The sequence below is a fragment of the Plantibacter sp. AC185 genome, assembly GCF_979258065.1.
The window spans coordinates 2,743,071-2,769,414 of sequence record NZ_OZ409831.1; the positions used below are offsets into that span (position 1 = coordinate 2,743,071).

The window sequence follows — 26,344 nt, forward strand, 5'->3', positions numbered from 1 at the left end:
CTCCAGGACCTCCTGGACGACCACTCGAGGCGATTCGCGATGCGGCGTGACTTACATGTCGCGGTAGCGCTTGGCCTCGGCGACGAGTTCGCGCAGCTTGTCGGCGTCGACGTCCGGGCCGTAGCCGGGGGTGTCGCGCTGGATGCGCCATCCCTCGGAGAGCGCGCCGATGTCGAGGGGCTCGAACCCGAAGGAGTCGATGAGTGCGGCGACCGTGGCCTTCGCGTCGGCGTCGTCACCGGCGATGACGAGGGCCCGGCGGTTCGGGGTGCCGGACGGCTTGCCCTTGGTGGTGAGGTCGGCGGCGTAGATGTGATTGAACGCCTTCACGACCTTCGATTCCGGGAGGTGCGCCTGCAGCATCTCGGCCGTGGTGGTCGTCTCCTCGTCGAGCTCGGCGATGTGGCCGTCGCGCTCGGGGTAGTAGTTGTTCGTGTCGATGACGACCTTGCCCGCGAGCGGTGCGACGGGGACGGTGTCGATCGCGTGCAGCGGGATGGTGACGATCACGATGTCGCCACGCTCGGCCGCGTCGAGGGCGGTGCCGGCGGTGGCGTGCTCGCCGAGCTCCGAGACGAGGTCGGTGAGCGTCTCCGGTCCGCGCGAGTTGGACACGATGACGTCGTGACCCTGCGCCACCGTGAGGCGTGCGAGCTGAGAGCCGATGTTTCCTGAACCGATGATTCCGATGGTTGTCATGGTCAGGGGAACGGTTCGGGCGGGGTGGGGCATTCCTCACCCTGGGTCATTCCCAGCGGACGTTCATCCGCGACGACGGCGGGGTGCCGGCGGGGCGACTCAGTCGGTGGACGCGACGCCGAGGAGGGCGCCGATCGCCGTGTCGAGTCGGGTGCGGACCTCGTCCTCCGGCTCGGGGTCGTAGGTGAGCTGGGAGGCGACGCCGCCCGCGAGCGCCCACACGGCCCAGGCGGCGGTGTCCGGATCGACCCACGCGGGGATCTCTCCCTCAGCACGCCCGCGCGTCACGAGCGAGGCGATGAGGCCGCGGAGTCGGGTGTCGCTCTCGGCGATGGCGGCGGCGATGTGCGGGTCGACGAGCGCGACCTGCGCGAACACCTCGCCCTGGCGGTGCGCGGCTCGGCGTGGTTCGTCGAGCGGGAGGACGCCGATGAACAGGTCGACGAGCCACTGTCGCAGGTTCGGGCGGCCCGGTTCGCCGGCTGGCAGGGGCGCCGAGGTGTCGCGGAGTCGGGTGAACGCTGCCGCCACCATCCGCTGCTTGCTCGGGAACGCCTTCTGCACGGAACCGAGCGAGCAGCCGTCCTCACTCGCGACGGCGCGGAACGAGAGGGCGCCCAGGCCGGACCGTGCGACGATCCGCAGCGCCGCGTCGGCGAGTTGGCTTTGGCGCTCGGTCAGGTCCACGTTCTCAGGGTAGGGCTGGGGCGTCGGTCGTCGCTGATCCGTCCGGCCGCGAGGACCTTCGTCGCCCGAGGAACACCGCGTAGCCGAGCATGACGACGCAGGCCGCGCCGAGTCCGACGAGCGACCGGCTGTCGGTCGAGTCGCCGCCGATGAAGCTGACGAAGTTCCAGGCGGCGTGCCAGGCGATCGCGGGCCAGAGGCTGCCGGTGAGCACGAGGAGTTGGGCGGCGACGAGGCCGAACAACGCTGCGAACGCCACCTGCAGGATGGAGGATCCGACGTCCGCACCGCCGGCGAGGTTCGCCAGGTGCAGGACGCCGAAGAGGACGGAACTGCCGATGGCGGCAGTGCGGGTGCTGCGTGCGCGGAGGATCGCGAACACGATGCCGCGGAACCAGGTCTCCTCGTTCAGCGCGACGGCGACGACGAGGACCCCATACGCCGCGACGGTCGGTGCGTCGACCCGGATGCCCTGGGTGCCGAGGATGATCAGGACGGTGGCTGCCGCCGGGATGAACCAGAGTGCGACGCGCGCTCGCCGCGGACGCCGGAAGCCGAAGTCGCGGAATCGAGGCGGCGACAGGCGCATGACGACCAGGCCGATGATCGCGGAGACGGCTGCTCCCGCGGCGAGCGTGAGGGCTGCCCCGGCCTCGCTCGCCTCGGAGAGTTGCGCTGCTGCTGACGCGCCGGCCGTGAACACCACGGGGACGAGCGCGAAGGCGATGGCGGCGAGCCATGGTGCGCGCACGCGCCAGCTCGCGATGTGGTGGTCGCTGATCAGATCGGGCGTAGATGTGGGCGAAGAGAGAGTGGACACGCGGAAAGAATACATCTGTATTCCGCTTGGCGTGACTGCCGGATGCGGTCGGGTGAGGAGCGGCCCGCCGAGGCCGCCGCTGAGCTCCCTCCGGTCGCCGAGCACCCTCCTCGGTCACTGAGCGCGTTCCTCGGTCACTGAGCTTGTCGAAGTGCGCCCTTCGACCGGCTCAGTAAGCGGGCTCGGCCGTGGTGACGTTCGCCTCACTCCACCGGCGGCAGCAGCTCGAACGCCAGCGGTTCGGTCGCGACCCCGTTCACCTGCAGCGCGATCCCGTGCGCACCCGGGTGGTAGCGACGGGTGGTGATCGCGCGGAACGAGTGCTCGCGGGAGAGGAGGATGTGCTCGCCGGGAGCCAGTTCGGTCGTCGTCAGCTTGAACGTCTTCGTCGTCTGCGAGCCGTTCGCCTTCTGGTGGTGCACGACGTAGTCGATCGCGAGGCGGACCGTCTCGGTGCCGGTGTTGCGGACGGTCGCGACGAATCGGACCGAGCCTCCGAACGGGATGTGGGCGCTGTCGACCGCGAAGCCCTCGACCTCCGTCGTCGCCGCGCCGAAGCCGAGGGCCGCGAGGGCACCCGGGTTGCCGCGCTTCACGAGCGTGCGCAGGGCGTGGCGGACGAGCGCCGGGGTGTTGGCGTCGGGGTCGGCCAGCCAGCGGTTCGCGGTGGCTACGACGAGGTCGGGGTCGTCGCGGCTGAGGTCGTTGAGGTGGTTGGCGACGGAGCGGCGCACGTATTCGCTCGGGTCGCGGTAGAGGGCGTCGAGGATCGGGATGGTGACGCCCGGGTTCGCGACGATCTCCCGCACGCGCACCGCCCACGGCAGGTAGGGGCGGGTGCCTTCGCTGGCGAGGCGGCGGATGTGCTCGTTGTCGGATGAAGTCCAGTCGAGGACGATGGCGAGCGCGCGGTCGAGGTCGTGGCGGAGCAGGGTGCGGATGGCGAACTCAGCGCTGAGGCGTTCGGTGAGTTCGGCGAGGAGTCGCATGGCGTCGTCGAAGGCATCGGGGGTGCACTCCTCGACCGCGCGGGTCGCGACGGCGCTCGTCACCGGCCAGATCAGCCAGCCGGTGAACGCGGGGTTCGTCGCCTGGGCGGTGCGGATGATGCCGGCGAGCGTCGCGTAGTCGCCCGGGACGTCCTTGAGCAGGGCGTCGCGCAGGAGATCGGCGCGCTCGCGGAGCGCGAGACCGTCGAGGTGCTCGGCTGCATGGGCCGTGGCCCCGAACGGGCTGCCCGGCGCGGCCTCCTGAAGCGAGCGGGTGAGGGTGCGGGCGACGGCGGTGCCGAGGAGCTCGTCTGCGAAGGGCATACGGCGATCATGGCGTGTGCCGCTGACAGGTGTGCTGCTGGGCCCGGGCTGAGTCGCCCGGATGTGTTCCGAATCCGCGCAATCTGCGACAGATCTGGGCGACTCAAGGTGCTTGGGCGTCGCCACTCGTACGAGTCGCCCGAAACTGTTGCAATCTCGCTCGATTCCGGACACATTCGGGCAACTCAGCGCGACGGCACGTTCCGCGTCCGTTCACCCGGTCGCGATAGCCTGGCGCGCATGACTGCATCGCTGACCGCCCTGGCCGAAGAACTCACGCGTCGGGGCCTCGTCGCCTCACCGGAGATCGAGGACACCTTCGTCTACGGGCTCGCCCGCTTCGACGCGATCGACGCCGAGGTCATGCTCAACGTCGACCCCGAGCCCGAGGAGCAGGAGGGCGAGCCGGAGCCGGCGGCGCTCGCCGACTTGGCGCAGCGGGTCCTGTCGACGCCGACAGCTGAGTGGAAGGTGCTGCTCGACCGCGTGGCGTCGGAGATCGAGGAAGCCGTCGAGTCGGACGAGGTCATCGAGACCGCCGACCTGCGTGATGACCTCGTGTTGCGCTCGGTGATCGTCTTCATCGACGCCGTGCTGCTCTCGTTCGACGCGCCGAAGCAGTTCCCCGACAGCTCGGTGCTCGTGCAGCTCGACGCCGACCTCGCGTTCGAGGCCGTCGAGGTCGAGCCCGACGAGGACGACGAGGAGGGTGTCGAGTCGATCAAGTTCTCGACCGTCGAGGAGCTCGTGCGCCGCCTCTCGATGTGAGTGCGGCGTCGGTCGGTGAGTTCGTGTCTCTTCTGGTCCGTGATCTCGTTGCGGAGCTGCCAGTGACACGCCCATCCCCGGTCGCTGAGCGTGCCGAAGGCCTGACATGGGCACGGTGACACATGCTCTCCGGCAACCGATCCTCTGGGTGCTGGTCGCCATCGCCGCCGTCTACGTGACGGTGGTGCTGCTGTTCGACGCGTTCTTCGAGGACAGCTGCCAGGAGTCCTATCCCGCCCGGTGCCCGGTAATGGACCTGGAACCCGCAGCATTGGTCGTCACCGCGCTCCTGCTCGTCGGTATCGCGGCTGTCGCAGGCGTCTTGACTCGTCGGCCCCGTTCGCGCGCTCAAGCCGCCCTCCTGCTCGCGTTGGTCGCTGCATCGATCGTCCTGAGCGTCGCGGGGTTCCACCTCTCGTTGAGCCCGGCCTGGGTGATCCGCTACTGATCTCTACTGATCGCTGCTTCTCCGCTGGTAGCGGTTCGATTCATCCCGGCCGCTCGACGACAAGACCCCACGAACCGGCCGGGGCGGGTTGGTGGGGTCCTGAACGACGACGGGCGAGGTGACTACTCGTTGAGGTCCATGCTCGAGGCGGAGCACGACGCCGATGCGTACGCGCCGGTGGAGGTGTTCTCTGCGAGCACCTTGCCGTCGACGGTGATCTTGCAGGAGATGTCACCCGCGTCGTCGGCACCGTTCATCGCCATGACGTAGAACGAGCTGTAGTCGAAGGTGCCACCGGCCTTGATGGTGAACTCCTTGGTGAAGGGGAGCGCCTGGTCGTTGGCCTGCTCGGTGCCGCTGTTGCCGTCGGTGAACGTCATGTAGGTGATCGACGATGCGGCGGACGTGCCGGTCACCTCGTAGACGACGGTGACGTCGCGGTCGGCTTCAGCGGACGACTCGGCCTGCGCGGTCTTGATGCCCTCGCTCACGGCGCCGGCGAACCCGGCGGTGTAGGTGATCGCGAGGATGATGCTGAGGATCATCGCGATGAGCGACAGGACCGTGCCCGCGATGGCGAGGCCCTTCGACTTGTTCTTGAGGAAGAGGGCGATGATGCCGAGCACCAGGCCGACGAAAGCGAGGAAGCCGGAGACGAAGTTCACGAACGGGATGAACGCGCCGATGAGTGCGACGACACCGATGATGAGGGCGGCGAGTCCGAGACCGTTGCCGGTCTTCGCGGGCGGCGGCGTCGGCTGGCCGAAACCGGGCTGGCCGTAGGGTGCCTGCCCATAGGGTGCCTGCCCATAGGGTGCCTGCCCATAGGGCTGCTGGCCCTGGGGTGCCTGGCCGTACGGCTGCTGACCGTAAGGGTCCTGCGGTGACGGAGGCTGCTCGGGGTAGGACATGGTGGTGGTGCCTTTCTGCGGTGTGATCGGCCGGCGTGCTGGCGTCGGTCGGTGGTGCGGGGAAGCGAGTGGGAGGGCGCCTGGTCAGCGCCGCGTGCGCGACCTGGATGCCCGGCGGGTCAGTAGGGGTACGCGATGAGGCGTCGGTTGGCGGTGTCGACCTGGGACTGCATGGTGCAGAGGTCGATGATCCACCACACGAAGGCGGCGAGGATCGCGACGAAGCCGATGCCGAAGACACTCAGCGCCCAGCCGCCCCACCAGAGCGCGATGAAGCCGATGCCGGCGCCGACGTTCCCCAGATAGAACTGGTGCGCACCGAAGCCGCCGAGGAGGATCGCCAGCAGGTAGCCGGTGCCGCTCTCCTTGAGTGGGCGGGCGTACGGGACCGGTGCCGGGTACTGCTGGTGGTTGTAGGGCATGGGCGCATACGCGGCCGGAGCCGCGGGTGCTCCGTACTGCTGTGGTGCGGGAAGCATCGGCATCCGCCCGGTCGGAGCGAGCGGTGCGACGGCCGAGGTCCAGGCGGTGCCGTCCCAGTACTGCTGCTGACCGGGTCGCTGCGGGTTCGGGTACCAACCGGCCGGGATGTGTCCGGGCTGCTGCGGGACGAGCGTCATCGAGGTGCTTTCGGAGAGGGCATGCACCGGCGGGAGGTTCAGCGGGCAGGCGGCGAAGTCAGGTTCACGCCGTGCGGCCCCCTGGGTGTTCAGTCTGATGTCCGCACTGTGGGGGACATCAGTCCCAATGTAGGGCACGCGACCAAGTTCGAAGAGGGGGTTATCCCCTGGTCTGGCATCGGATTGCGTCCGCGCGGTCCCTCGTCCGCGACCTTGCTCCGCAGCGCCTGTTCACGGGTCGATCAGTCCGCGGGTCCACTGCCGAGCTCACGATGTTCAGTCGGGGGGTCGGCGGCCTCAATCGCCAGGCGGGCGATGGAAACTACTTGTTCTCCGTCACCCCATCGACACCCGACGCAGAGCACGCCACCGACGCGTACGCGCCGGTCGAGGTCTGCTCGGCGACGACGTCACCATCGACGGTGATCTTGCAGGTGACGGACCCGGTGTCCTCGGCGCCGTTGGTCGCGACGAGGGAGAACGCGGTGAAGTCGGTGTCGCTGCCGGCCTTGACGGCGAGCTCCTTGATGAACGGGAGCGCCTGACCGGTGGACTGCTCGGTGCCGTTGGTGCCGGCCGTGTAGGTGGAGTAGACGATGGAGGCGTCGGTGGCGGTGCCGTTGACCTCGTAGACGATCGAGATCTCCTTGTTGGCCGCCTCGGAGGACTTCGCTTCGGCGGTCTTGACGGCGTCGCCGATGAGTCCGGCAAACCCCGCCGTGTAGGTGATCGCGAGGATGATGCTCAGGACGATCGCGATGGCAGAGACGATCGTGCCGGCGACGGCGAAGCCCTTCTTCCGGTTCTTGAGGCACAGCGCGATGATGCCGAGCACAAGGCCGACGAGTCCGACGAACCCGGCGACGTAGTTCAGGATCGGGATGAACGCTCCGATGAGTGCGAACCCGCCGACGATGAGGGCGGCGATGCCGAGCCCGTTGCCACGCTTGCCGGTCTTCACCGGAGCCGGGCCGGGCACCGGGAGCGGGTAGGGCTGGTTCTGGGCGGGCGGCTGATTCGAATACGACATGCGCGTGGTGCCTCTCTGCTGCGTTGCATCCACCGTACCGAGGTCGACGCTCTGGATCACTGCCGTCTTCGGTTCGCGGTCCAGGCCGACAGCGAAGGGGCGGGGCATGTCCGCCCCGCCCCTTCGTTTGCCAGCGCTGGTTGCTACCGGCTCGCGTCGCGGACGAGTGCCGTGTCGACGAACTGTTCGAAGCGCACGATGAGCCCGGCGCGGACGACGAAGTGGTGGGCCACCCGGGCGTTCAGGTGCTTGCCCGTGCCGCGGTGCGTCGCCGTGTACCGCGCGAGCACCACGACGTTCTCGCCGTCGACCACGTAGGTGTCGTCGTGCGCGGCCCAGTCGGCCCAGTCCGCACCGAGTCGTTCCATCACGTTGCTGGTGACGCCCTCCGGCGTCCGGTACGTGCCGGCGAGCGGGAAGCCGGCCATCTCGGTCCACTCGACATCGGGAGCGAGGGTAGCGCGCAGTGCGTCGAGGTCGCCGGCGGCGGAGGCGAGGTACTGCCTCCGCACGACGTCCCGAGGTGCCGAGGACGGTTCGGTCGTGGTGGTCTCGTTCAGCCCCATGTCATCTCACCCTTCGCGACCTTCGGTCCGATCTGGGCGGCGATGAGCATGCCCGAGGACGGGTACTGCTCGACGAGCGCCTGCGTCGCGGCAGCACCATCGGCGGACGCTGCGACGATCGTCTCGAACGCCTGCAGGTACGAGCGCGTGTAGTCGATGGCGGTCGCGTCGTTCGCGGTGTCGGGGAGGCGGTGGCCGGCGATCACGAGCTGCGGGTCGAGGGCCTGCATCCCGTCGAGGAGCTCGATCCACGCTGCGCGGAGTTCCGGCGTCGCCGTGTCTGCGGTCCACACGTGCTCCTGCTGGAAGAGCAGGACGCCACCGAGGATGGCGCGGTGCTCCGCGTTCCAGAGGTACTGGCGGTCCGGGAGGGCGGCTGAGGCGCCCTTGAGCTCGAGGCGCTGGCCGTCGACGACGAGTGCGTCGCCGCTGAGCGGAGTGAGGGGGACGAGGCGGGTGGGCAGGTTCGCGCCGAGGGAGGCCCAGGCGGTCAGCTTGCCGTCGAACGACGCGTTGATGTGCTCGATGACGATGGGGGTGGCGACGAGCGCTGCGTCGGGGAAGGCGTCTGCGACGACCTCGAGGCCGAAATAGAAGTCGGGGTCGGCGTGGCTGACGAACACGGTGGTGAGCGTCTTACCGGAGTCGAGGATGGCCGCGACGAGCCGGTGGCCGTCGGCACGGGTGAAGCCGGCGTCGACGAGGAGCGCCTCGGTTTCGCCGGTCACGAGGACGGCGGACTTGTTCTTCGAACCGGCGGGGAAGTCGAGGTCGAAGACGTCGAAATTGAGCGTCATGGTGGTGGATCCTTCGGTTGGACGAGGCTCGGTGCGCCCGAGTCGATGCCGCGGTGCGGCGTACATGAAGGCATAACAAAAGCTGACTCGTCAGCTATTCCCGATCCTTGCACGAAGATCTCCCGACCGATCGGCGGCCTGTCCCCGGCGTCTACTGTGGAGACGTGACGACTGAGAACGAGTTCGCTTCGGCGAAGGACGCCGCGAGTGATGCGCGAATCCTGGTGTTCGGTCGTCTGTTGGGCGCGGCGAACGGGCTCGAGTACCTGCTGAGCAAGGAGCTCGAGGAGCAGACCGGCCTCAGCCATTCGCTGTTCGAGCTGTTGCTGATCGTCGGTCGGGCCGGAGTCGGCGGGCTGTCGGTGCGGGACATCGCGCAGGCGAAGGTCGTCACGTCCGGTGGGGCGACGCGGCTCGTGCATCGCGCCGTCGAGCAGGGGCTGGTGAGTCGCCGGGCCTCTGCCGAGGACGGCCGGGTGCAACTCATCGAGCTGACGGCGGAGGGCGAGCGGGCGGTCGTCGAGGCCGCTGGTCTCCATGCTCGGAACATCGAGCGTCTGATGCTTTCCGTGCTGCCGGCTGAGAACCGCGCGGTCTTCGAGGAGTCGGTGAAGACGTTGAGCAAGCACGCCTCGGGGGCGCTGCCGGTGATGCCGTAGGGCGCGTCGGCTCGTGTTCGACCCGTCGGTTTCGGTGCCTGCCCTCTGGCTCGCCGAGCTCCGGTTTGGCTAGGCTCGCCGCATGAGAAGCGATGTCCCTCTTGTCCCGGGCGAAGACGCCTTTCCGCTCCACATCTTCGACGCCCTCGGCTTGGACCCGGTGGTGTTCAAGGACCGCATCGGTGGGTCGGTGATGGTGATCGAGAAGCGGCCAGACAATGGGCCGGTGACGATCCTCACCTCCGGGGTGTCACGGCTCGCGACCGACTCCGGCGAGCGGATCGAGCTCGCAGTGGAGGTCATCGACGGTCAGCAGGGTGCCGCGATGGTCGCGCTGCGCATCGTCATCAACGAGATCGCGACGAACCGCCGGGTGCCGCCGGTGCTCGCGCCGTGGCGCAACGGGACCCCGTTCCTCAACGGGACGGAAATCTCTGCACTCCTGGTGACGCCGTCGCGCTGGGGAGCATCGTTCGACGAGATCCGGAACGAGGCTGGCCAGGTGGTCGGGCACGTGCGAACGCTGCGGCTGCTCACTGACCGCGAGGCTGCGGTCGCAGGGGAGCGTGGGTGGGACGCGCTCGTTGCCGAGGTGGGGTCGTTGGATGCGTTGTTGGATGTGGAGCGGAGTGCGCCATTCGGGGAGTCGGCCGAGGTCGGAGGCGAGGGCCTGGTGTAGTGCGCCCTGACGCTCGTACGGTGCAGGCTTAGGTGTCGTCGATTTGGTAGATCGCGTCCTGCTTCGCACTCACGCCGCAAGAAGGTATCGCAGTATCTGGCGCGCATGACTGCATCGCTGACTGCCTTGGCCGAAGAACTCACGCGTTGAGGCCTCGCCGCCTCACCGGAGATCGAGGACACCTCCATGTGGGCGCCTGCCTCGACGCGATCGACCCCGAGCCCGAGCCCGAGGAACAGGATGGCGAGCCGCAGCCGGGGGGGGGGGGGGGGGCTCGCAGACTTAGCGCAGCGTGTCCTGTCGATCCCTGCGGCGGAGTGGGCGGCAGGCGTCTTGGGCCTCCTACGGCCGCGGTTGAGTTGGTTTGCGTGTGCTAAACGGATGGCAGCTCTGCAACGTTTTATGACGTTGGGGCTGCTCCCGTACGAACAACGTTTCGGCCATCAGTCATCAGTTGTCGGCATACGGCGCTCGTCCCGTGTGGAACGATGGCGAGAGCGAATGATGGCGCCAGTGGGGGACACCGGGCGAGCACATGTTCGATGGCTGGCGACGAGGGGAACGTATGCGGCTTGAAGACCTTGATCGGCTCTGGGAACATAGCGCCGCGTGGCGGCTGCTTCGACTTCCGAACGCACCGCTCATACTCTCCTTCTTCGGCACCTATTTCATCGATGAGAACCGTGGACCGACATCGGCAGGCATCGTGGTGTCAGCTCTCGACGACTACCTCTACGCGATTCACCGGGGGGAGCCAGATCGCTACACAGCAGAACCTGCCACGTACCTCGCCAACTGGTCGACTTCAGAATCCGCATGGTTGCGTCGGTTTTACCCTCTCGGATCAGAAGAGGTTCACTATGAAGCGACTCCTGCGCTTGAGAAGGCCTACCGCTGGGTGGAAAGCCTGCAGGAGAGAACTTTCATCGGAACCGAGTCCCGCCTGCACACGCTCGTCGATCTTCTGAGACAGATGGTGCACGGTTCCCAGCAGGACCCTGAGCAACGCGTTGCGGAGCTGGAACGCAAACGCGACGCGATCGAGGAGGAGCTTGCAGCGGCGCGAGAAGGTCGCTTTGCCGTGCTCGACGATAGGTCGCTTCGCGAGCGTTACCAGCAGTTTTCGGCGACCGCTCGTGAGCTCCTCTCAGATTTCCGGGGTGTGGAGGAGAACTTCCGCGTGCTGGACAGATCGGCGAGGGAGAAGATTACGAGCTGGGACGGAGGGAAAGGCGATCTCCTGGCCGAGCTCGTGACAAATCGAGCTGATATCGCATCATCTGATCAAGGGAGGAGCTTTCAGGCGTTCTATGACTACCTGCTGTCTCAGGACCGGCAAGAAGAACTCGAAAGCATGCTGGCCTCCGTGCAAGAGATCCCGCAGATCGCCGCAGATCGCCGCCTTCGCAAGGTGCATCACGACTGGGCTGACGCCGCTGAACGCACGCAACAGACCGTGCGCAACCTCTCCGAGCAGTTCCGTCGGTTTCTCGAGGATCGGACCTGGCTGGAGAACCGGCGTGTCATGGATCTGATCCGCAGTATCGAGAGTGCTGCCTTGGCGACGAGGGAGTCTCTGCCCACAGGGCAGACACTCGGGCTCAACATTGAGCTGCCGGGGTTACAGATTGTCTTGCCGTTCGAACGCCCGCTGTACGAATTGCAGCCGGACTCACTCATCGAGACACTCCCTTCGCCGTCAGCCGCAGGCGAAATCGCGCTGGACGGGCTGTTCTCGCAGCGCTTCGTCGATTCCGGACGGTTAGTGGCGAGTATCCGCTCGGTCGTACCACCCAGCAGCACAGCTGCCCTCGAGGACATCCTCATGCTCTTTCCCGTCAGGGAGGGCATTGCCGAGATCCTTGGGTACCTCGCACTCGACGAAGACGACATTGAGATCCGAGTGACAAGCGAGGAGACGACGATTGGCTACGCGGATTCATCTGGAACGGCGCGACGAGTGCGCATGCCAAGAGTAGAGGTGACACGGTCGTGAGAACCGCAGAAGAACATGCCCGAGCAACAGTGATCCTCGTTCTGATGCGCGAGGTTGTCTACCAAGAGGTCCCGGCGCACGAGGAGGTCTGGGCGGCCCTCCAGCGACATCGAGCCGCGATCGCAGATCATTTCGGAGCTATCGGCATCGAGGTGGTGGTTGCAGACGCTGAAGGATATGCGTATCTCCGGACTCGTGAGAGTGAGGACGGGGAGGAGGCCTTGCCCCGCCTGGTGCGACGGCGGGCGCTGACGTACAACGTCAGCCTGCTCTTGGTTCTCTTGCGGAAGCGCCTGGCAGAGTTCGAGGCCACAGGTGGCGACGGCAAGCTTGTCCTCAACCGCGACCAGATCATCGAAATGTTGCGCGTCTTCCAAGCGACGTCGACGAACGATGCCCGCGTCGTCGATCAGGCCGACCGCACGATCATGCTTGCCGCTGAGCTCGGGTTTCTCCGTGAGCTGCGCGGCCAAGCCGGCTCCTGGGAGGTTCGTCGCATTCTCAAGGCCTACGTCGACGCGCAGACGCTCTCCGACTTCGCGACCAAGCTGGAGGAGTACGCAGGCGATAGCGCGAAATCCGATGTTTCTCAGGAAGTGAAGGCCCACGATGTCTGACACCCTCTTTTCGGCGCTGGACAGTCCGACTGAGGAGCACCAGAAGACTGGATACCGACTGCATCGCGTCGAGGCATACAACTGGGGAACATTCGATTCGCGCGTGTGGTCGATCACACCGAACGGACATACGTCGCTGCTCACCGGCGACATCGGGAGTGGAAAATCGACGCTCGTCGACGCGATTACGACGTTGTTGCTTCCTGCGCATCGGATCGCGTACAACAAGGCTGCAGGTGCGGATGCCAAGGAGCGATCGCTGCGCAGCTACGTCGAGGGCCACTACAAGTCAGAGCGAAACGAGGCGACCGGTGCGTCACGGCCGGTCGGGTTGCGCGACCATCGGTCGTACTCCGTGATTCTGGGGCTCTTCGTGAACGAGCACTTTGGCGAGTCTGTAACGATTGCGCAGGTCTTCCATCAGAAGGATCGAACGGGTCAACCCGATCGCTTCTATGTCACGTCATCCGGGGCGCTGTCGGTGGAGCCACATTTCAGCGATTTTGGTCAAGAGCTCAAGTCGCTCAGATCCCGCCTTCGCGCGGCTGGTGCCAGCATCGACAATACGTTCCCGGACTATCACAGGCGGGTGCGCCGACTGCTCGGGATCCGTTCTGAGCAGGCTATGGAACTGTTTCACCAAACGGTTTCGATGAAGTCGGTTGGTAATCTGACGGATTTCGTGCGCGACCACATGCTCGAGCCGGTCGCTGCTGACGACCGTGTGCAGGCGATCGTCGATCATTTCGAGAACTTGGTGCGCGCGCATGATGCGGTGCGCACGGCGACAGATCAGCTTGCCGTTCTGGGCCCGCTGATGCAGAACGCAGACCGGTTTAACGCGGCCGTGCTTCGCCGAAAGGATCTTGTCGACGAAAGATCTGCTGTCGCGCCATTCGTCGGGCGCCGCGTACGCGAGCTGCTCGAGCGCGAGCGGCTTGCGACACGAGAACGCGTCGGTTCACTTGAGCGCGACAAGCTTCTGCTCACGGAGCAGCGCGCGGCGCTCGTTCCTGAACGGGATCGGCTGATGCTCGAACGTGCTGGCGTCGGGGGCGATAGATTGCAGGAGCTCGACCGCCTGATACCGAACCTACGGCGACAACGGGATCAGATTGCGGCGCGACGTCTGCTCTACGACGGGCACCTTGCCGCGGCTGGACTCCTCCCGATTCAGACCCTCGATGACTTCGCTGCCCGGACCACGCAGATCATTGGCTGCCAGTCGGAGATCGACGTCTCGAGTCGAGACCTGAAAGCCCGCGAGCAACCGCTTGTCGAACGTCGCGCGGAAGTGCGCCAGCATCGTGCGATGGTCGCGGAGGAGATCGAGAGCTTGCGCTCACGTCGGAACAGCCTGCCAGCCGATATCGACAGCGTGCGGAGACGGCTCTGTGCGGACTTGGCGCTGACTGAGGACGATGTCCCGTTCGCCGCCGAACTGCTCGATGTCCGTCTGGACGCCGCAGAGTGGCGAGGCGCTGCGGAGCGCGTCCTCAGCGGATTTGCGTTGTCCCTATTGGTGCCCCAACAGCACTACCGTGAGGTATCGCGCTGGGTCAACGCCAATCGGCTGAACGCCAAACTCGTCTACCTCCGCGTCGCGGAGCGCCGCATGAAGACCGTCCCGGCGCAGCGCTCCGGTCGTCAACTCTTCGAGATCATCGAGATCGAACCGGGAATGTTTGCGGACTACCTCGCGAGTGAGCTCGCTCAGCGCGCGAGTCACATTCTCGCCGAGTCGGTCGAGGAACTGCAGCGCGAGGACCGCGCGACGACCCGTGAGGGTCTCGTCCGAGACCGAGACCGTCACGTGAAGGACGACCGCCGGAGTGTCTCCGATCCGCGGCGGTGGGTGCTTGGACGCAGCAGCGCGCAGAAGGTTCATGCACTTGAGGGTGAACGCGATGACCATGACGCAGCACTCCACCGGGTCGAGCGGCAGTTGGCGGCGATCGACGCGGAAAGCAGATCGCTCACGGAGCTCGGCCGTTCACTGGTCGCTCTTGCGCAGTATGGGTCTTGGGAAGACGTAGATGTCGAACGCGTCGTCACTGCTGTTAAACAGTCTGAGCGCGAGCGAGAGGAGCTTGTCTCCGGCTCGTCGAAGCTCGCGTCGATAGACACGCAGTTGGCGTCGATCGATCAGGAAGATCAGCGTCTCGCTGAAGCGCTCGGCCTCGTCGGCGAGAGTATCGGCAGCCAACGAACCGTGCTGTCGAGAATCGAATCACGCCTGCAGCGGGAGGTCGAGGATGCAGAGCGCCTCGGGTTGGACGCCGGAGCTGCGGCCCAGCGATTCGCCGCATCTCTAGCGTTGCGGTTTGTGGCAGACGACATTCAGACCGTCGAGGATTACGACAGGCTTCGTGAAACACTCAGTAGTGGCCTCGAGGCAGCAGCAGATGTCGCTCAACGTGAGATCGCTGGGCTCACCAGCGGCATCCAGCAGCAGATGGGAGAGTTCCTCAAGCAGTGGCCCGAGCTGAACGCTGAGATGGACGCTAACGTCGGTGCGATTGCAGATTTCCGGAGCACTCACGACCGAATACTCCGTGATGACCTACCTCGGTTCGAGCAGGAGTTCCGCCACCAACTGACCGTTAACGCGCTGCGAGAGCTCGCGCAGTTCAACGCGTGGTTGTTCCGACAGTCGACGGAGATCGGCGCTCGGGTGGGGGTGATCAATGAGGCGCTGGCCGCGATCGACTACAACCCCGGCCGCATCATCGTGCTCGTCAACGAACTAACGGTCAATCAGGAGATTCGTCAGTTCAGAGCCGATCTCCGCGAGGCGACGGCCGATGTCCTCGACGAGGATGAGGCACTCCAGGAGCAGCGGTTTGAACAAATCCGGCGATTGATTGAGCGGTTCCGCGGCCGTGAAGGGCACACGGAGAGTGATCGGGCTTGGGTGCGTCGTGTCACCGATGTCCGCAACTGGTACACCTTCGCGGCGAGTGAGCGTGATCGAGCGAGCGGCCAGGAGTTCGAGCACTATACCGATTCCGACGGCAAATCGGGTGGGCAGAAGGAAAAGCTCGCGTACACGATTCTTGCGGCCTCGTTGGCGTACCAATTCGGATTGGAATGGGGCGTCTCCAAGTCTCGCGACTTCCGTTTTGCCGTGATCGACGAAGCCTTCGGCCGTGGATCAGATGCGTCGACGAAGTACGCGCTCGATCTGTTCGCAAAACTCGGCCTTCAACTGTTGATCGTCACGCCCCTGCAAAAGGTGCACGTCATCGAGCCCTACGTCAGCTCCATCGGTTTCGTCGACAATCCCACCGGAGCCGGCTCCCGTGTGGTGACCCTGACAATCGAACAATTCCGCGCACAGCAGCGGAGCATCGGCGTATGAGCGATCCGCGGAAATGGACTTCCCCGAGCGATGTGCGCACTGTTGCGCAGCGTCGCTGGGACGATGGGTCGCTCCTCCGAGCGTTCGTCCTCGGCTCACCAGCTCCGGTGATCGACGTGCCGCTCCGGGGACCTACCGTGGCCGACCTGGGAGAGTACTACGACGAGGCCCGGTCCTGGGCTGAACAGTTGCGGCGGGGTTCTCGGGATGGGCGCGCGTACGACCTCGTCGAGGGCTCAATCGGCGGGGTTCGGGCTGGTCGATCATCCCTCCCGAAACGGGCTGTGTTGTCGACCTTCGATCAGGTTTGGGCGACGCTTGGAGTTGCAGTCGAGGCAGATCACTTCAGGGAGATGGTCGATCGTGCGGAGGCTGAGCCGGCGGCCCGCCATTGGGCGCTGGCTCACCCCGTCCAGGCTCTGCGGGTCTGGCCCGATTGGGCAACGATCCTTGTTGCCTATCAGTGGCTCGCGATGCAACGTGGGTCTCGCAAGTTCCTCCGCCAGATCGATGCACGCGGGGTGGACACAAAATTCATCGAACGCAACCGCAGCACCCTCTCGGCGTTGCTGCAGGTGTCGTCCCGGACGCGGCAGTTCGAGGCGCAACTCGGTCTCTCTGTGGCTCCGTCGACTGTGCGTTTGAGATTCGACCCGGATGTGTTCGGCTTCCCGTCGTCCCTGAGCGAGGCCACCCTGCGTGCCGGAGAGCTTCGTATGCTTCAGGTGATGCCCGCTCGCGCTCTCATCGTCGAGAACGAGATCAGCTATCTGAGTGTGCCACTTACGAAAGGATCGGTTGTGCTGTGGGGTCGAGGGTTCGATGTTGAGGAGTCCGCTTCTCTCGAGTGGCTCCAGGGTGTGCCGGTTTCCTATTGGGGTGATCTCGACACGCACGGCTTCGCCATCCTCAACCGCGTTCGAGCGCATCTCCCCGAAGCGCGGTCCGTGCTGATGGACAGGGCAACACTCCTCCGGCATGAGGCACGGTGGGGAAGCGAGCCCAAGCCGACGACGGCGAGACTCCCTCTCCTGAGAGCTGACGAGGAAGCGCTCTATGCCGACTTGGTCTCGGATCGATACGGTGCAAGCATCCGGTTGGAGCAGGAACGCATTGACTGGGCGTGGGTGTCGGAACATCTCGAAATTTGAGACATCGGATGCCCATATCCACGATGTGCTCGGGGTTCCGCCGCTGCCGTTCGACGAGCGCATCGGCGGTTCGGTGATGGTGGTTGAAAAGCGTCTGGTGGATGGTCCGATCACGATCATGACGTCGGGGGTGTCGCGTATCGAGACGGTCACAGCCGAGCGCCTCGAGCTGGCGGTCGAGGTGGTCGACGGTCAGCGGGGCGCGGCGTTCGTCGCTCTGCGTTTCGTGTGGGACGAGATTGCCATGAACCGTCGGGTCCAGCTGATGCTCGCGCCGTGGCGCAATGTCACGCCCTTTCTCTCGAGCAGGGCGATCTCGGCACTCGTGGTCACTCCGTCGCGGTCGGGTCGGTCATTCGACGAGATCCGCGACGAAGGCGGGCAAGCCGTCGGGCATGTGCGGTAGTTGCGGACGCTGACCGGTGGTGAGGCGGCGGTGGTGGCTGAGCGTGGGTCGGAGGCGTTGGTCGAGGCGGTGGGGTCGGTCGACGCGTTGTCGGATGTTGAGCGGCATGCAGATCTCACTCAACACGACGCAACGGACACGACTGCAGTACCTCCTGGTCGTTGGGAGACGCAGATAGCATGGGGCAATCGGCGAAGGTGTCGGCCATCGAGTAGTTCCGGGGCATCTCGGATGAGCGTGGAGAGCAGGAACGTGTCGGCATTGCAGCTTGTAGGTTCGAGCACGGTCGGGTGGGCGGATGCTCCAGCGGGCGCGGCAGATGCCATCGTCGTCCTCGGCAGGGATGACGCTGGGGCAGGCGCGATCCAGGTCGGTGTAGCTCGCCTGGTCACACGGCCGACGAAGGGCGTGCTGGACGACCTGTGGAAGTCGCGCGGCACGCGGGCTCCAATGGGCTTCATCGTCGCAGCCGTCACGCCGGACGGCGTGTGGATTCACTACCCGTCTGCCGGCGCTCCGCCCATCGGCCCCATCACGGGCGGCCAGGCAGAGCGCCAGCTCCAGTCCGTCCTGGAGGAGACGAACGGGCTCGCCGCCCACGGGCGTATTCGCGCCATCCAGGAGGCGATGTCCTCGGCGGGTACGGACGGCTTCTCGAACCACTTCCTGTTCGCCACCTACCACCTGAACCGCGACGTCCCTCGCCGCCCGGACTGGGAGTCAGCGAGCAAGAAGGCGACGCCGATCCTGCCCAAGCGCGGCATCGAGCTGGTCACCGCGCTCGGGTTCGACGCCGAGCACGCGGGGTCGGAGCAGTTGCTCGTCCTGCGCACCTCCAGCGGACCGCGCCGCGCCGTCGCGGTCCTGCTGCGCGACGACGAGCACTTCGATCAGAAGTCTGCTACGTACCAGCTCACGCCCGTTGCTAAGGCACTTGAAATCGCTAGCCGCGAGGACGTGCCGTGGGTCATCGCGCTGCGCAAGTCAACCCTGCGCCTCTACCCAGGACGCGATGGCGTCGGCGTCGGCCAGCGCGGGCAGTCCGAGACCTATTTTGAACTAGACCTCGATCTGCTCGCCCCCGAACAGGCCGCGCTGCTCACGCTCATCTTCTCCGCCGATGCACTCGTCGCGGACGGCTCCGCGCAGCAGATACTTGAAGGGTCGGGCAAATACGCCGCCGATCTCGGCACGCGCCTGCGCGACCGTGTGTACGAAGGCGTGGTGCCTCGGGTCGCGCTGGCCATCGCCGATCAGCTCCCGTCGCTCGGTCTCGCGCTCAACGCGCCCGGCCTGCAGACCGCGTACCGGCTCACGATGCGCATCCTGTTCCGCCTGCTGTTCCAGGCATACGGGGAAGCAACCGAGCTGCTCCCCGCCGGCCGCAACGATCACTACGACGCGAACTCGCTCCAGGCGTTCGTAGCCCGCGAGATCGGCACCGGCCCCGACCAGTTCTCCACCGAGTCGGCCGCGATCTGGTCGGACCTCACGCAGGTGTGGGAGGTTATCTTCCATGGCAACTCCCGCTGGGAGGTGCCCGCCTACGGCGGCAGTCTGTTCGACCCGACCACCGAAGAAGGCGCGCTGCTGTCGCGGGTCAAGCTCACCGACAGCGTGATCGCCCCCGCGCTCCAGGAACTCCTCAGCGAGGAGACCGTCGATCAGACCTGGGGGCCAGTCGACTTCCGCAGCCTCCAAGTGCGCGAGTTCGGCACCATTTACGAGGGCCTGCTGGAGTCCAGCCTCTCGCTCGCGCCGCAGGACCTCACCGTCGACAGGAACGGCGCATACGTTCCCGCAAAGGACGACGATGAAGTCGTCGCTCACGCGGGCCATCCGTACTTTCACTCGGCATCAGGGGAGCGCAAAGCGACCGGCTCCTATTACACGCCGAAGATCATCGTCGATCACCTGATTGAGCGGTCGGTGGAGCCTGCGCTGAAGGCCCACCTCGACCGGATCAAGGCGCTCGTAGACGAGGGCAAGGAGCACCAGGCCGCGGACGCATTCTTCGACTTCCGCATCGCCGACCTGGCGATGGGCTCCGCGCACTTCCTGGTCGCCGCCGTGGACAAGATCGAGCGCGGCATGCGCGACTTCCTTACTGCCACCGAGGTGCCGGGCGTCCGCGCCGAACTCGCGCGCCTCGCAGAGAAGGCGCGTGAGGCGCTCGGACAGGACACGGAGGGCGCAAAGGCGATCACCGACGGCCAGCTCCTCCGCCGCCAGGTGGCACGCCGTTGCATCTACGGCCTCGACGTCAACCCGCTCGCCGTCGAGCTGTCGCAGCTCGCGCTCTGGATTCACACCTTCGTGCCCGGCCTGCCGATGTCGAGCCTCGACCACGGGCTCGTCCTCGCCAACTCCCTCACGGGCATCGGTACCATCGACGAAGCGATGGACGCGCTGAAGGCCGACGGCCTGTTCGAACAGATCATCCGCGAGCCGCTGACAGCCGCGCGCGACCTCCTCATCGACTACGCGAATGCTTCCGAGGCTGACAAGTCGGAGGTCGCTGCCGGTGCGGAGATGCTGGCGAAGGCGCGCGACGCAGCGGCCCCCGCGAAGGCAATCTTCGATGTAGCCGTCGCCAAGCGGCTCGGCGTGACGATTGACGAGGCGTGGGACGCCGAGCAGTTCGTCGCGCTCGCAGCGATGCGTGATGTGCGCGAAGCGATCGATCCGCTCCAGCCCGCACACATGCCGTTCCTGTTCCCCGAGGTGTTCCTCCGCGAGCGGCCGGGATTCGACGTTCTCGTTGGGAACCCGCCGTGGGAGAAACTCCATGTCGAGGCGCATCAATGGTGGGGTCTCAGAATTCCGGGGCTTCGCTCGATGCCGCAGGCCGAAATGAACCGTGTTCTCAGGTCGTTTCAGGAGTCGCGGCCCGACCTAGTTGATGCCTACGAGAGTGACATCGCATCCGTAGCGTTGATGAACCGGGCAGTCGCAGCGGGACCCTTCCCTAGGATTGGTGCCGCTCACATTGATCTCTTCTCGGCCTTCGCCTGGCGCAACTGGCTTCTTATTCGCGACAACGGTCGAGCGGCCATCGTCCTTCCCCGAGGCGCGCTCGCTGGCTCAGGACTCGCCGAATGGAGGCGGAGCATTCTTGCTGACGGATCGTTCAGGGACGTTTGCTTCCTATTGAACAACCAGAGTTGGGTATTCCCTAGCGTCCACCCGCAGTACACCGTTGGCCTGACCGTGCTCGAGCGAAGTGATCAGCATGTCGCTGCGTTCTGCGGGCCGTTTGCGAACGAGGCTGAATTCCTATCGGGCGCCAATCTGCTCGCGTCCGCATCGGCAGACGAGTTCCTGTCCTGGTCGGCGACGGCCGCGTTCCCGCTGGTTCCTGACCCATTCTCGGCGCAGATTCTTGCTCAGATGAAGAAGGCACCGCGGTTAGATGATGCGCGTGAGGACTGGGAGTTCCGCCCCCTGCAGGGAGATCTCAATGCCACGAGCGACTCCAAGTACATCGAGCTAGACGTAGCTGAGGCGCATGGACGTATCCCGGTTGTCACCGGAGCCTCGTTCGATACGTGGGATCCTAACTACGGAACACCAAAAGCATATGGTGAGTCGGATGTCCTCCGAGGGTTCCTGCGGACGCGGCTGGAACGGTCGGCTCGCCTCAAAAGATCTGCGTACTTCCAGATGCGTTTCCCGGATGGAGCGCTGCCCCTGGATAGGGCGCGAATCGCGTTCCGCGATATAACTCGGGCCACGGATTCAAGGACGATGAGGGCATGCCTCCTTGCGCCGGGCACAGCAGCAATGGAGAAGGCTCCGGTCATAGTCCGGCGTCGTGGCGGGGCGCGGGAAGAAGCGGCGCTGCTCGGAGTTCTCTCGAGCCTGCCGTTTGACTGGTACATGCGTCGATGGGTTGAGATGAAGCTGTCCTTCGAGCTGCTCGCCCCAAGCCCTGTCCCGCGCCCGAACTTGGCTTCGCCGCTCGGTGCGCGGCTCGTCCAGGTGGCCGGGCGCCTCGCGGCTGTCGACCCACGCTACGCCGTCTGGGCGGCGGAAGTTGGCGTAGAGGTAGGCACGGCAAACTCCTCGCCGGTGAAGGACGACCTCATAGACGAGCTGGACGCGCTCGTGTCCCTCCTCTACGAGCTGACGCCAGAGCAGGTCGAGCACGTCTTTGCCACCTTCCACCGAGGCTGGAACTACACCGCGCGGCTAGAGCGTGTGCTCGCGTACTACGAGCAGTGGAAGGACGCCGCATGACCGAGCAGCTTCCCGTCTTTGCGACGAACCGGATCACGCCGCCGATGACGGTGCGCGAGGAGGTGCGTCGCTTGTTCCGGGTGAATCGGGAGGCGCTTGCGGTGCCGCCGAGCGCCGCGATTGCGACCGCTTACATCAATCCGGCGGGGTTCCTGCTGCTCGCCGACGAGCTTGAGAAGCTGCCGCGCATCCGAATCCTCCTCGGCGCTGACCCCGTGCCCGATCCGCTGTTGCCGAAGAATGCCGACGCGATACTCCAGAAGCGGCTCGATGCCGCCCTGACGGATCATGTGCGCTGGCTGAAGGCGGAGCGTGATGCGCTCGGTTTCGAGCTGAAGGCTACACAGTCGGCAAAGCGGCTGGTGGCGTGGCTGAGGACCGCAGACGAACGCGGCGAGCCGATTGTGGAGATCCGTCGCTACACGGCCGGGTTCTTGCACGGCAAGGCGTTTATCAGTCACCACCCGACGCATCCCGCGTATCTCGCGGGGTCCTCGAACCTGACCTACGCCGGGCTCACTCGCAACGCCGAGCTAAACGTGGGTGCGTCCGGGCAGCACGGGTCGACGCCGCAGGTGATCGACTGGTTCGAGGAGTGCTGGGCGGAATCCGAGGCTTTCGACCTCGCTGGGCTGTACGAGCCGCTGTGGGCGGAGCACACCCCTTGGAGCGTCTTCCTTCGCATGCTGCTCGCACGCTATGGCGAACACCTCGATGACGAGCAGGCCGGTCCCACACGCTTCGAGCTGACCCGGTTCCAGGCCGACGGCGTGAAGCGGATGCGGCGACTGCTGGAAGAGATCGGCGGCGTGCTCGTAGCCGACGAGGTGGGCCTGGGTAAGACGTTCCTCGCCCTCGAAGTGATAGCTGCGGCTACCGAGCAGCAGCGTCAGCGCGTGCTAGTCGCGGCTCCCGCGGCGCTCAAGGCATCGGTGTGGGACCCGGTGCTGGAGCGGTACGACATCTCCCGTCGTGTATCGGTGCACTCCTACGAGGAGATCCGCAGCCGGATGGACCCCGAGCACCCCGAGCACCTCGGGTTCTACGAGCGCGCCGAGGATGCCGCGCTGGTGATCGTGGACGAGGCGCACAACCTGCGGAACGCAGGGGCTGCGCGCTCGGAGGCACTGGATCGGATCATCCTTGCCGGGCGGCATCCGAAGAAGGTTGTGCTGCTGACCGCGACTCCGGTGAACAACTCGCTCATCGACCTCGAGACGCTGGTCAAGTACTTCATCCGTGACGACGCGCGCTTCGCCTCCATCGGCATCCCGTCGATCCGGAGGTACATCCGCGATGCGCAGGCGCTCGATCCGGAGGCGTTGACGCCCGCGCACCTGTTCGACCTGATGGATCAGGTCGCGGTGCGGCGCACCCGGAAGTTCGTCAAGGACAACTACCGCGGTGAGACGATCGCCGGGCCTGGCGGCAGGAAGATCCCGGTGGAGTTCCCGGACGCCGATGTGCGCCGCGTCGACTACCAGCTCGATGAGCCTGGGGAGCAACTGGTCGACGCTGTGACGTATGCGCTCGACATCCCGGACAACGAGGCGCATGTCGCGTCGTTCAGTGTGCGCCGCAGCGACCCAGGCCGTCTGCTGCTCGTGCGGTACGTCCCCAGCAGGTATTTGAGGACCGAGGACCTGAATAAGACCGAGGTCTCGAACATGGGGCTGCTGCGCTCCGCGCTGCTGAAGCGCCTCGAATCCTCGCCGACCGCTCTGGCCGGCACGCTCGGCGTGCTCATCCAGACGCACGAGGCGTTCCTCTCCGCACTCGGCAAAGGCACCGTGCTCGTCGGCGGCGCGCTACGCGACTATGTGAACTCCGAATCGGAAGATCTTGACGAGATCGTCGCGAGACTCGACGAGGACACCGAGCATCAGGCCACCCCTGCGGAGCTGTACGACGCGGAGTTACTTGCATCGGATGTCGAGCGCGACCTTGAGCTGATTCGTCACCTCCAGGAACTCGCCAAGGCGGCGGCGCACGACGGCGAGCCGAAGGTCGCGGCGCTGCTCGCCGAGCTGGAGCGGATCGCGGCCGCGGCCGCGAAGCCCGCCGCGACGAACGCACCCAGCGGCGACCGGCGGAAGGTCATCGTTTTCTCCACCTATGCCGACACGATCCGCGATCTGCGCGAGCGACTCATCGACGCACTGGACGCGCTGCCTGACGGCTCGCCGCTCGCGGCCTACCGCGGCCGGGTCGCACCCGCGGTGATCGGCGAGTTCGCTTCGGGCAAGCGCGGCGGAATCGACCAGCCGACCCGCGCGAAAGCGGTCGCCAACTTCGCGCCCCGCACCGCCGGCCAGCTCCGCGACGACGGCACTCCCGTCGAGGCGGACCTCTACGATGTCCTGCTGACCACCGACGTGCTCGCCGAGGGTGTGAACCTCCAGCAGGCTGCGCACATCGTCAACTACGACCTGCCGTGGAATCCGATGCGCATCGTGCAGCGCCACGGCCGCGTCGACCGCATCGGTAGCCAGCACAAGTCCATCGAACTTGACGTATTCTTCCCAGCGGAGCACCTCGATGAATTCCTCGGGCTGGAGCAGACCCTGATCCGCAAGCTCAGGCAGGCGGACGCCGCCATCGGCGCGGGCAAGGTACTCCCCGGCATCTCGCACCACCCGCCGCAGGAGCACTACGACCCCGACGCGATTGTTGGCGAGATCGAGGAACTCATCGAGCAGGGCGGCGGCTCGGCCGCGGGATCGGGGGAGGAGTACCGGCGGCGCCTTGCCAACGCGCTCGACGCCGACCAAGCGCTTCGCGGGCGGCTCGAAGACCTGCCCTACGGCGTCGGCAGCGGGTTCGTGAATCCAGCCGTCTCCGGCCGCTCCTTTGTGTTCTGCATGAAGATGGGTGACACCGGTCACATCTGGTTCCGCAATGTGAACGCCAACGACGCCTGGCAGCCCATCGCCGATGAAGACGGCCGAGTCGTGGTCGACGACACCCTGATCTCGCTCGTCACGGCAGACCCTGGCAAGCCTGACCAGCCGCGCTCCCTGCCTCACGAGGCGTTCCATGCTGCCTACGAGGCGTGGGCGCTCGCGCAGAAGGACGCGCACGACGAATGGACGCTCTCTACCGACCCGAACGCCCTCGCCGCCGAGATCCCGGCATCCTTCCGCGACGCGCGAGAGCTGGTTATGAATCACGGTGGGCATTTGGGTCTGGCGCAGATTCAGACGATCAAGAGGCTTAACACTGTCCCTACAACGAAGGCAAGAAGAGCGATGCGAACTGCCCTGCGTACATCTGGCAGTTCGACCGTGGTCGTTGACGCGATCGTAAAGGTTCTCGATGGATTTGGCGTGCAGCCCGCCGAGAAGGTGGACCCTCTTCCCCCGATCGCTCTGGAGGATGTGCGCCTTATCGCGTGGATGGCGGTGCAAGGAAAGGACGAATCGTGACGTTTAAACCTCGAGCCTCTGTGCAGGACGGGCTTGATCTGCTTGCCGGACGCCTCAACCTCATCATCCCGGCTCGCCTGTCAACCTCGCTGCAGGGCTTGGAGTGGACCATCATCTTGCGGGAGCTCGATAAGGCCAAGGGCTATCCGTCTAAGCAGTATTCGTCCTTGGATTTACAAGCTCAACTGCGCATGTTGACAGAACGGCTTGGGGGTCTCGGGTATCCGTTCGACGATCCGCACAGTCGCATCGTGAGCACCTTGGGTGGAGAGCTTCGCATCATGCGGAATAGGTGGGCTCACGGTCACGAGCTCACAGGGCTCGACGCCTGGAGGACGCATGATTTCGTTGTGCGTCTGCTTGAGCACTTCGAGGATCGTGATGGCCTTGTTGAGGCAGAGGTGCTGCGACTCGTCGCGATTGAAGAGGTGGCACGAGAATCTGGGGTGCCGAGGTCGCCTGCCTCCGTGGAGACTGATACTGCCGGGCTTCCACCGTTACGTGTGTCTTCGTTGTTGCCGGATGAGCGGAGCACTGGTTCACCTGATGATGACGTGCACCCTGATCCGAGCATGATGATCCGAAGTAACGCGGCTGAGACTCCGAGGATTGGCTCGGAGCGCTCCGCGTTCGAACCATGGACTGTCGTACTGGTTGCAGACTCTTCAACGCTCGACGAACTTCCCAAGAAAGCAGCGAAGGAACAGGTTCGAGCTGTTGCGATTGAGATTGCCGAGTTCGAAGGACCGATTCACCTTGATCGCTTGGCTGAGCTGACGGCGGCTTCATTCGGAAGAACCAAGTTGCATGCCAAGCGTCGCGGGCAAATAGTGAGACAGATTGTCGCTTCAGGACTGACTGTGGATGCGGATAAATTCGTATGGCCAGAGTCAATCGCATTCGAATCATGGGACGAGTTCCGGCCTAGCGGGGGCGATATCGATCGCTCTTTTGTGCAGATCAGCCCAGCGGAGATCAGGAATGCAGCTCGCTTTATCCAAGAACGTAATGAGTCGCTGAATCAGGACGAACTGGAAGCGGTGATACTACAAACTTTCGGACGGAAGAGACGCACGGCGCAGTTCAAAAGACACCTCGCTCGTGCGCTGGATGGCTAGAAGGGTCTTTATGAGGGCGGTCTCGGAACGCCAC

The 26,344-nt window shown here is 65.4% G+C and carries 21 protein-coding genes; 12 read left to right on the top strand and 9 right to left on the bottom strand.

Going from position 1 to position 26,344, the window contains the following annotated elements; translation table 11 throughout:
- Positions 1–51: 51 nt before the first annotated feature.
- From ACZZZB_RS13030 to ACZZZB_RS13045, 4 genes are all read right to left on the bottom strand, one after another.
- Positions 52–699: an NADPH-dependent F420 reductase gene (locus tag ACZZZB_RS13030; RefSeq protein WP_079003400.1), complete on the bottom strand. Its 648-nt coding sequence runs from the start codon at positions 697–699 to the stop codon at positions 52–54.
- Between the two features lie 99 nt (positions 700–798).
- Positions 799–1,386 (bottom strand): TetR/AcrR family transcriptional regulator, encoded by a 588-nt coding sequence (locus ACZZZB_RS13035; RefSeq protein ID WP_463529897.1) that lies wholly within the window; start codon positions 1,384–1,386, stop codon positions 799–801.
- 4 nt (positions 1,387–1,390) lie between these two features.
- Positions 1,391–2,206 carry a lysostaphin resistance A-like protein gene (locus ACZZZB_RS13040; RefSeq protein WP_463529898.1) on the bottom strand — a complete coding sequence of 272 codons (816 nt, stop codon included), beginning with the start codon at positions 2,204–2,206 and terminating at the stop codon, positions 1,391–1,393.
- 203 nt (positions 2,207–2,409) lie between these two features.
- On the bottom strand, positions 2,410–3,519 hold the full coding sequence (locus tag ACZZZB_RS13045; protein ID WP_463529899.1) for a DNA alkylation repair protein: 1,110 nt from the start codon (positions 3,517–3,519) through the stop codon (positions 2,410–2,412).
- Between the two features lie 240 nt (positions 3,520–3,759).
- Between ACZZZB_RS13045 and ACZZZB_RS13050 the strand changes: the two genes are divergently transcribed.
- On the top strand, positions 3,760–4,287 hold the full coding sequence (locus tag ACZZZB_RS13050) for a hypothetical protein (RefSeq protein ID WP_079003398.1): 528 nt from the start codon (positions 3,760–3,762) through the stop codon (positions 4,285–4,287).
- 106 nt (positions 4,288–4,393) lie between these two features.
- Complete coding sequence (locus tag ACZZZB_RS13055; RefSeq protein WP_463529900.1) at positions 4,394–4,735, top strand: hypothetical protein; 342 nt, start codon at positions 4,394–4,396, stop codon at positions 4,733–4,735.
- 122 nt (positions 4,736–4,857) lie between these two features.
- Here the strand turns inward: ACZZZB_RS13055 and ACZZZB_RS13060 are convergent, their stop codons facing one another.
- The 5 genes from ACZZZB_RS13060 to ACZZZB_RS13080 all read right to left on the bottom strand — a co-directional run bounded on the left by ACZZZB_RS13060 (position 4,858) and on the right by ACZZZB_RS13080 (position 8,659).
- Positions 4,858–5,646 carry an MmpS family transport accessory protein gene (locus ACZZZB_RS13060; protein WP_463529901.1) on the bottom strand — a complete coding sequence of 263 codons (789 nt, stop codon included), beginning with the start codon at positions 5,644–5,646 and terminating at the stop codon, positions 4,858–4,860.
- Between the two features lie 119 nt (positions 5,647–5,765).
- Positions 5,766–6,266, bottom strand: a complete 501-nt coding sequence (locus tag ACZZZB_RS13065; protein ID WP_463529902.1) for a DUF2510 domain-containing protein — start codon at positions 6,264–6,266, stop codon at positions 5,766–5,768.
- A gap of 322 nt (positions 6,267–6,588) precedes the next feature.
- Complete coding sequence (locus ACZZZB_RS13070) at positions 6,589–7,296, bottom strand: DUF4190 domain-containing protein (protein WP_194645020.1); 708 nt, start codon at positions 7,294–7,296, stop codon at positions 6,589–6,591.
- Between the two features lie 143 nt (positions 7,297–7,439).
- On the bottom strand, positions 7,440–7,862 hold the full coding sequence (locus ACZZZB_RS13075; protein ID WP_463529903.1) for a nuclear transport factor 2 family protein: 423 nt from the start codon (positions 7,860–7,862) through the stop codon (positions 7,440–7,442).
- Positions 7,853–8,659, bottom strand: coding sequence for an MBL fold metallo-hydrolase (locus ACZZZB_RS13080; protein ID WP_463529904.1), 807 nt, complete (start codon positions 8,657–8,659; stop codon positions 7,853–7,855). Before ACZZZB_RS13080 ends, ACZZZB_RS13075 begins: the two co-directional genes overlap by 10 nt.
- 164 nt (positions 8,660–8,823) lie before the next feature.
- On the opposite strand from ACZZZB_RS13080, the gene ACZZZB_RS13085 reads away from it, so the two are divergent.
- The 10 genes from ACZZZB_RS13085 to ACZZZB_RS13130 all read left to right on the top strand — a co-directional run bounded on the left by ACZZZB_RS13085 (position 8,824) and on the right by ACZZZB_RS13130 (position 26,310).
- A complete protein-coding gene (locus ACZZZB_RS13085; protein ID WP_463529905.1) occupies positions 8,824–9,318 on the top strand; it encodes a MarR family winged helix-turn-helix transcriptional regulator in 495 nt (164 codons plus the stop codon).
- An 82-nt stretch (positions 9,319–9,400) separates the two neighbouring features.
- Positions 9,401–9,997 (top strand): suppressor of fused domain protein, encoded by a 597-nt coding sequence (locus tag ACZZZB_RS13090; protein ID WP_463529906.1) that lies wholly within the window; start codon positions 9,401–9,403, stop codon positions 9,995–9,997.
- 565 nt (positions 9,998–10,562) lie between these two features.
- Positions 10,563–11,993 carry a DUF3375 domain-containing protein gene (locus tag ACZZZB_RS13095; RefSeq protein WP_463529907.1) on the top strand — a complete coding sequence of 477 codons (1,431 nt, stop codon included), beginning with the start codon at positions 10,563–10,565 and terminating at the stop codon, positions 11,991–11,993.
- A complete protein-coding gene (locus ACZZZB_RS13100; RefSeq protein ID WP_463529908.1) occupies positions 11,990–12,610 on the top strand; it encodes a DUF4194 domain-containing protein in 621 nt (206 codons plus the stop codon). Before ACZZZB_RS13095 ends, ACZZZB_RS13100 begins: the two co-directional genes overlap by 4 nt.
- Positions 12,603–15,971: an ATP-binding protein gene (locus tag ACZZZB_RS13105; protein WP_463529909.1), complete on the top strand. Its 3,369-nt coding sequence runs from the start codon at positions 12,603–12,605 to the stop codon at positions 15,969–15,971. Before ACZZZB_RS13100 ends, ACZZZB_RS13105 begins: the two co-directional genes overlap by 8 nt.
- Complete coding sequence (locus tag ACZZZB_RS13110) at positions 15,968–17,122, top strand: Wadjet anti-phage system protein JetD domain-containing protein (RefSeq protein WP_463529910.1); 1,155 nt, start codon at positions 15,968–15,970, stop codon at positions 17,120–17,122. Before ACZZZB_RS13105 ends, ACZZZB_RS13110 begins: the two co-directional genes overlap by 4 nt.
- 25 nt (positions 17,123–17,147) lie before the next feature.
- Complete coding sequence (locus ACZZZB_RS13115) at positions 17,148–17,528, top strand: hypothetical protein (protein ID WP_463529911.1); 381 nt, start codon at positions 17,148–17,150, stop codon at positions 17,526–17,528.
- 231 nt (positions 17,529–17,759) lie between these two features.
- Positions 17,760–21,767 carry an Eco57I restriction-modification methylase domain-containing protein gene (locus ACZZZB_RS13120; protein ID WP_463529912.1) on the top strand — a complete coding sequence of 1,336 codons (4,008 nt, stop codon included), beginning with the start codon at positions 17,760–17,762 and terminating at the stop codon, positions 21,765–21,767.
- Positions 21,764–25,192 (top strand): SNF2-related protein, encoded by a 3,429-nt coding sequence (locus ACZZZB_RS13125; protein WP_463529913.1) that lies wholly within the window; start codon positions 21,764–21,766, stop codon positions 25,190–25,192. The genes ACZZZB_RS13120 and ACZZZB_RS13125 overlap by 4 nt, the downstream gene beginning before the upstream one ends.
- Positions 25,189–26,310, top strand: a complete 1,122-nt coding sequence (locus ACZZZB_RS13130) for a DUF3320 domain-containing protein (RefSeq protein WP_463529914.1) — start codon at positions 25,189–25,191, stop codon at positions 26,308–26,310. The genes ACZZZB_RS13125 and ACZZZB_RS13130 overlap by 4 nt, the downstream gene beginning before the upstream one ends.
- The last annotated feature ends 34 nt before the right edge of the window (positions 26,311–26,344 follow it).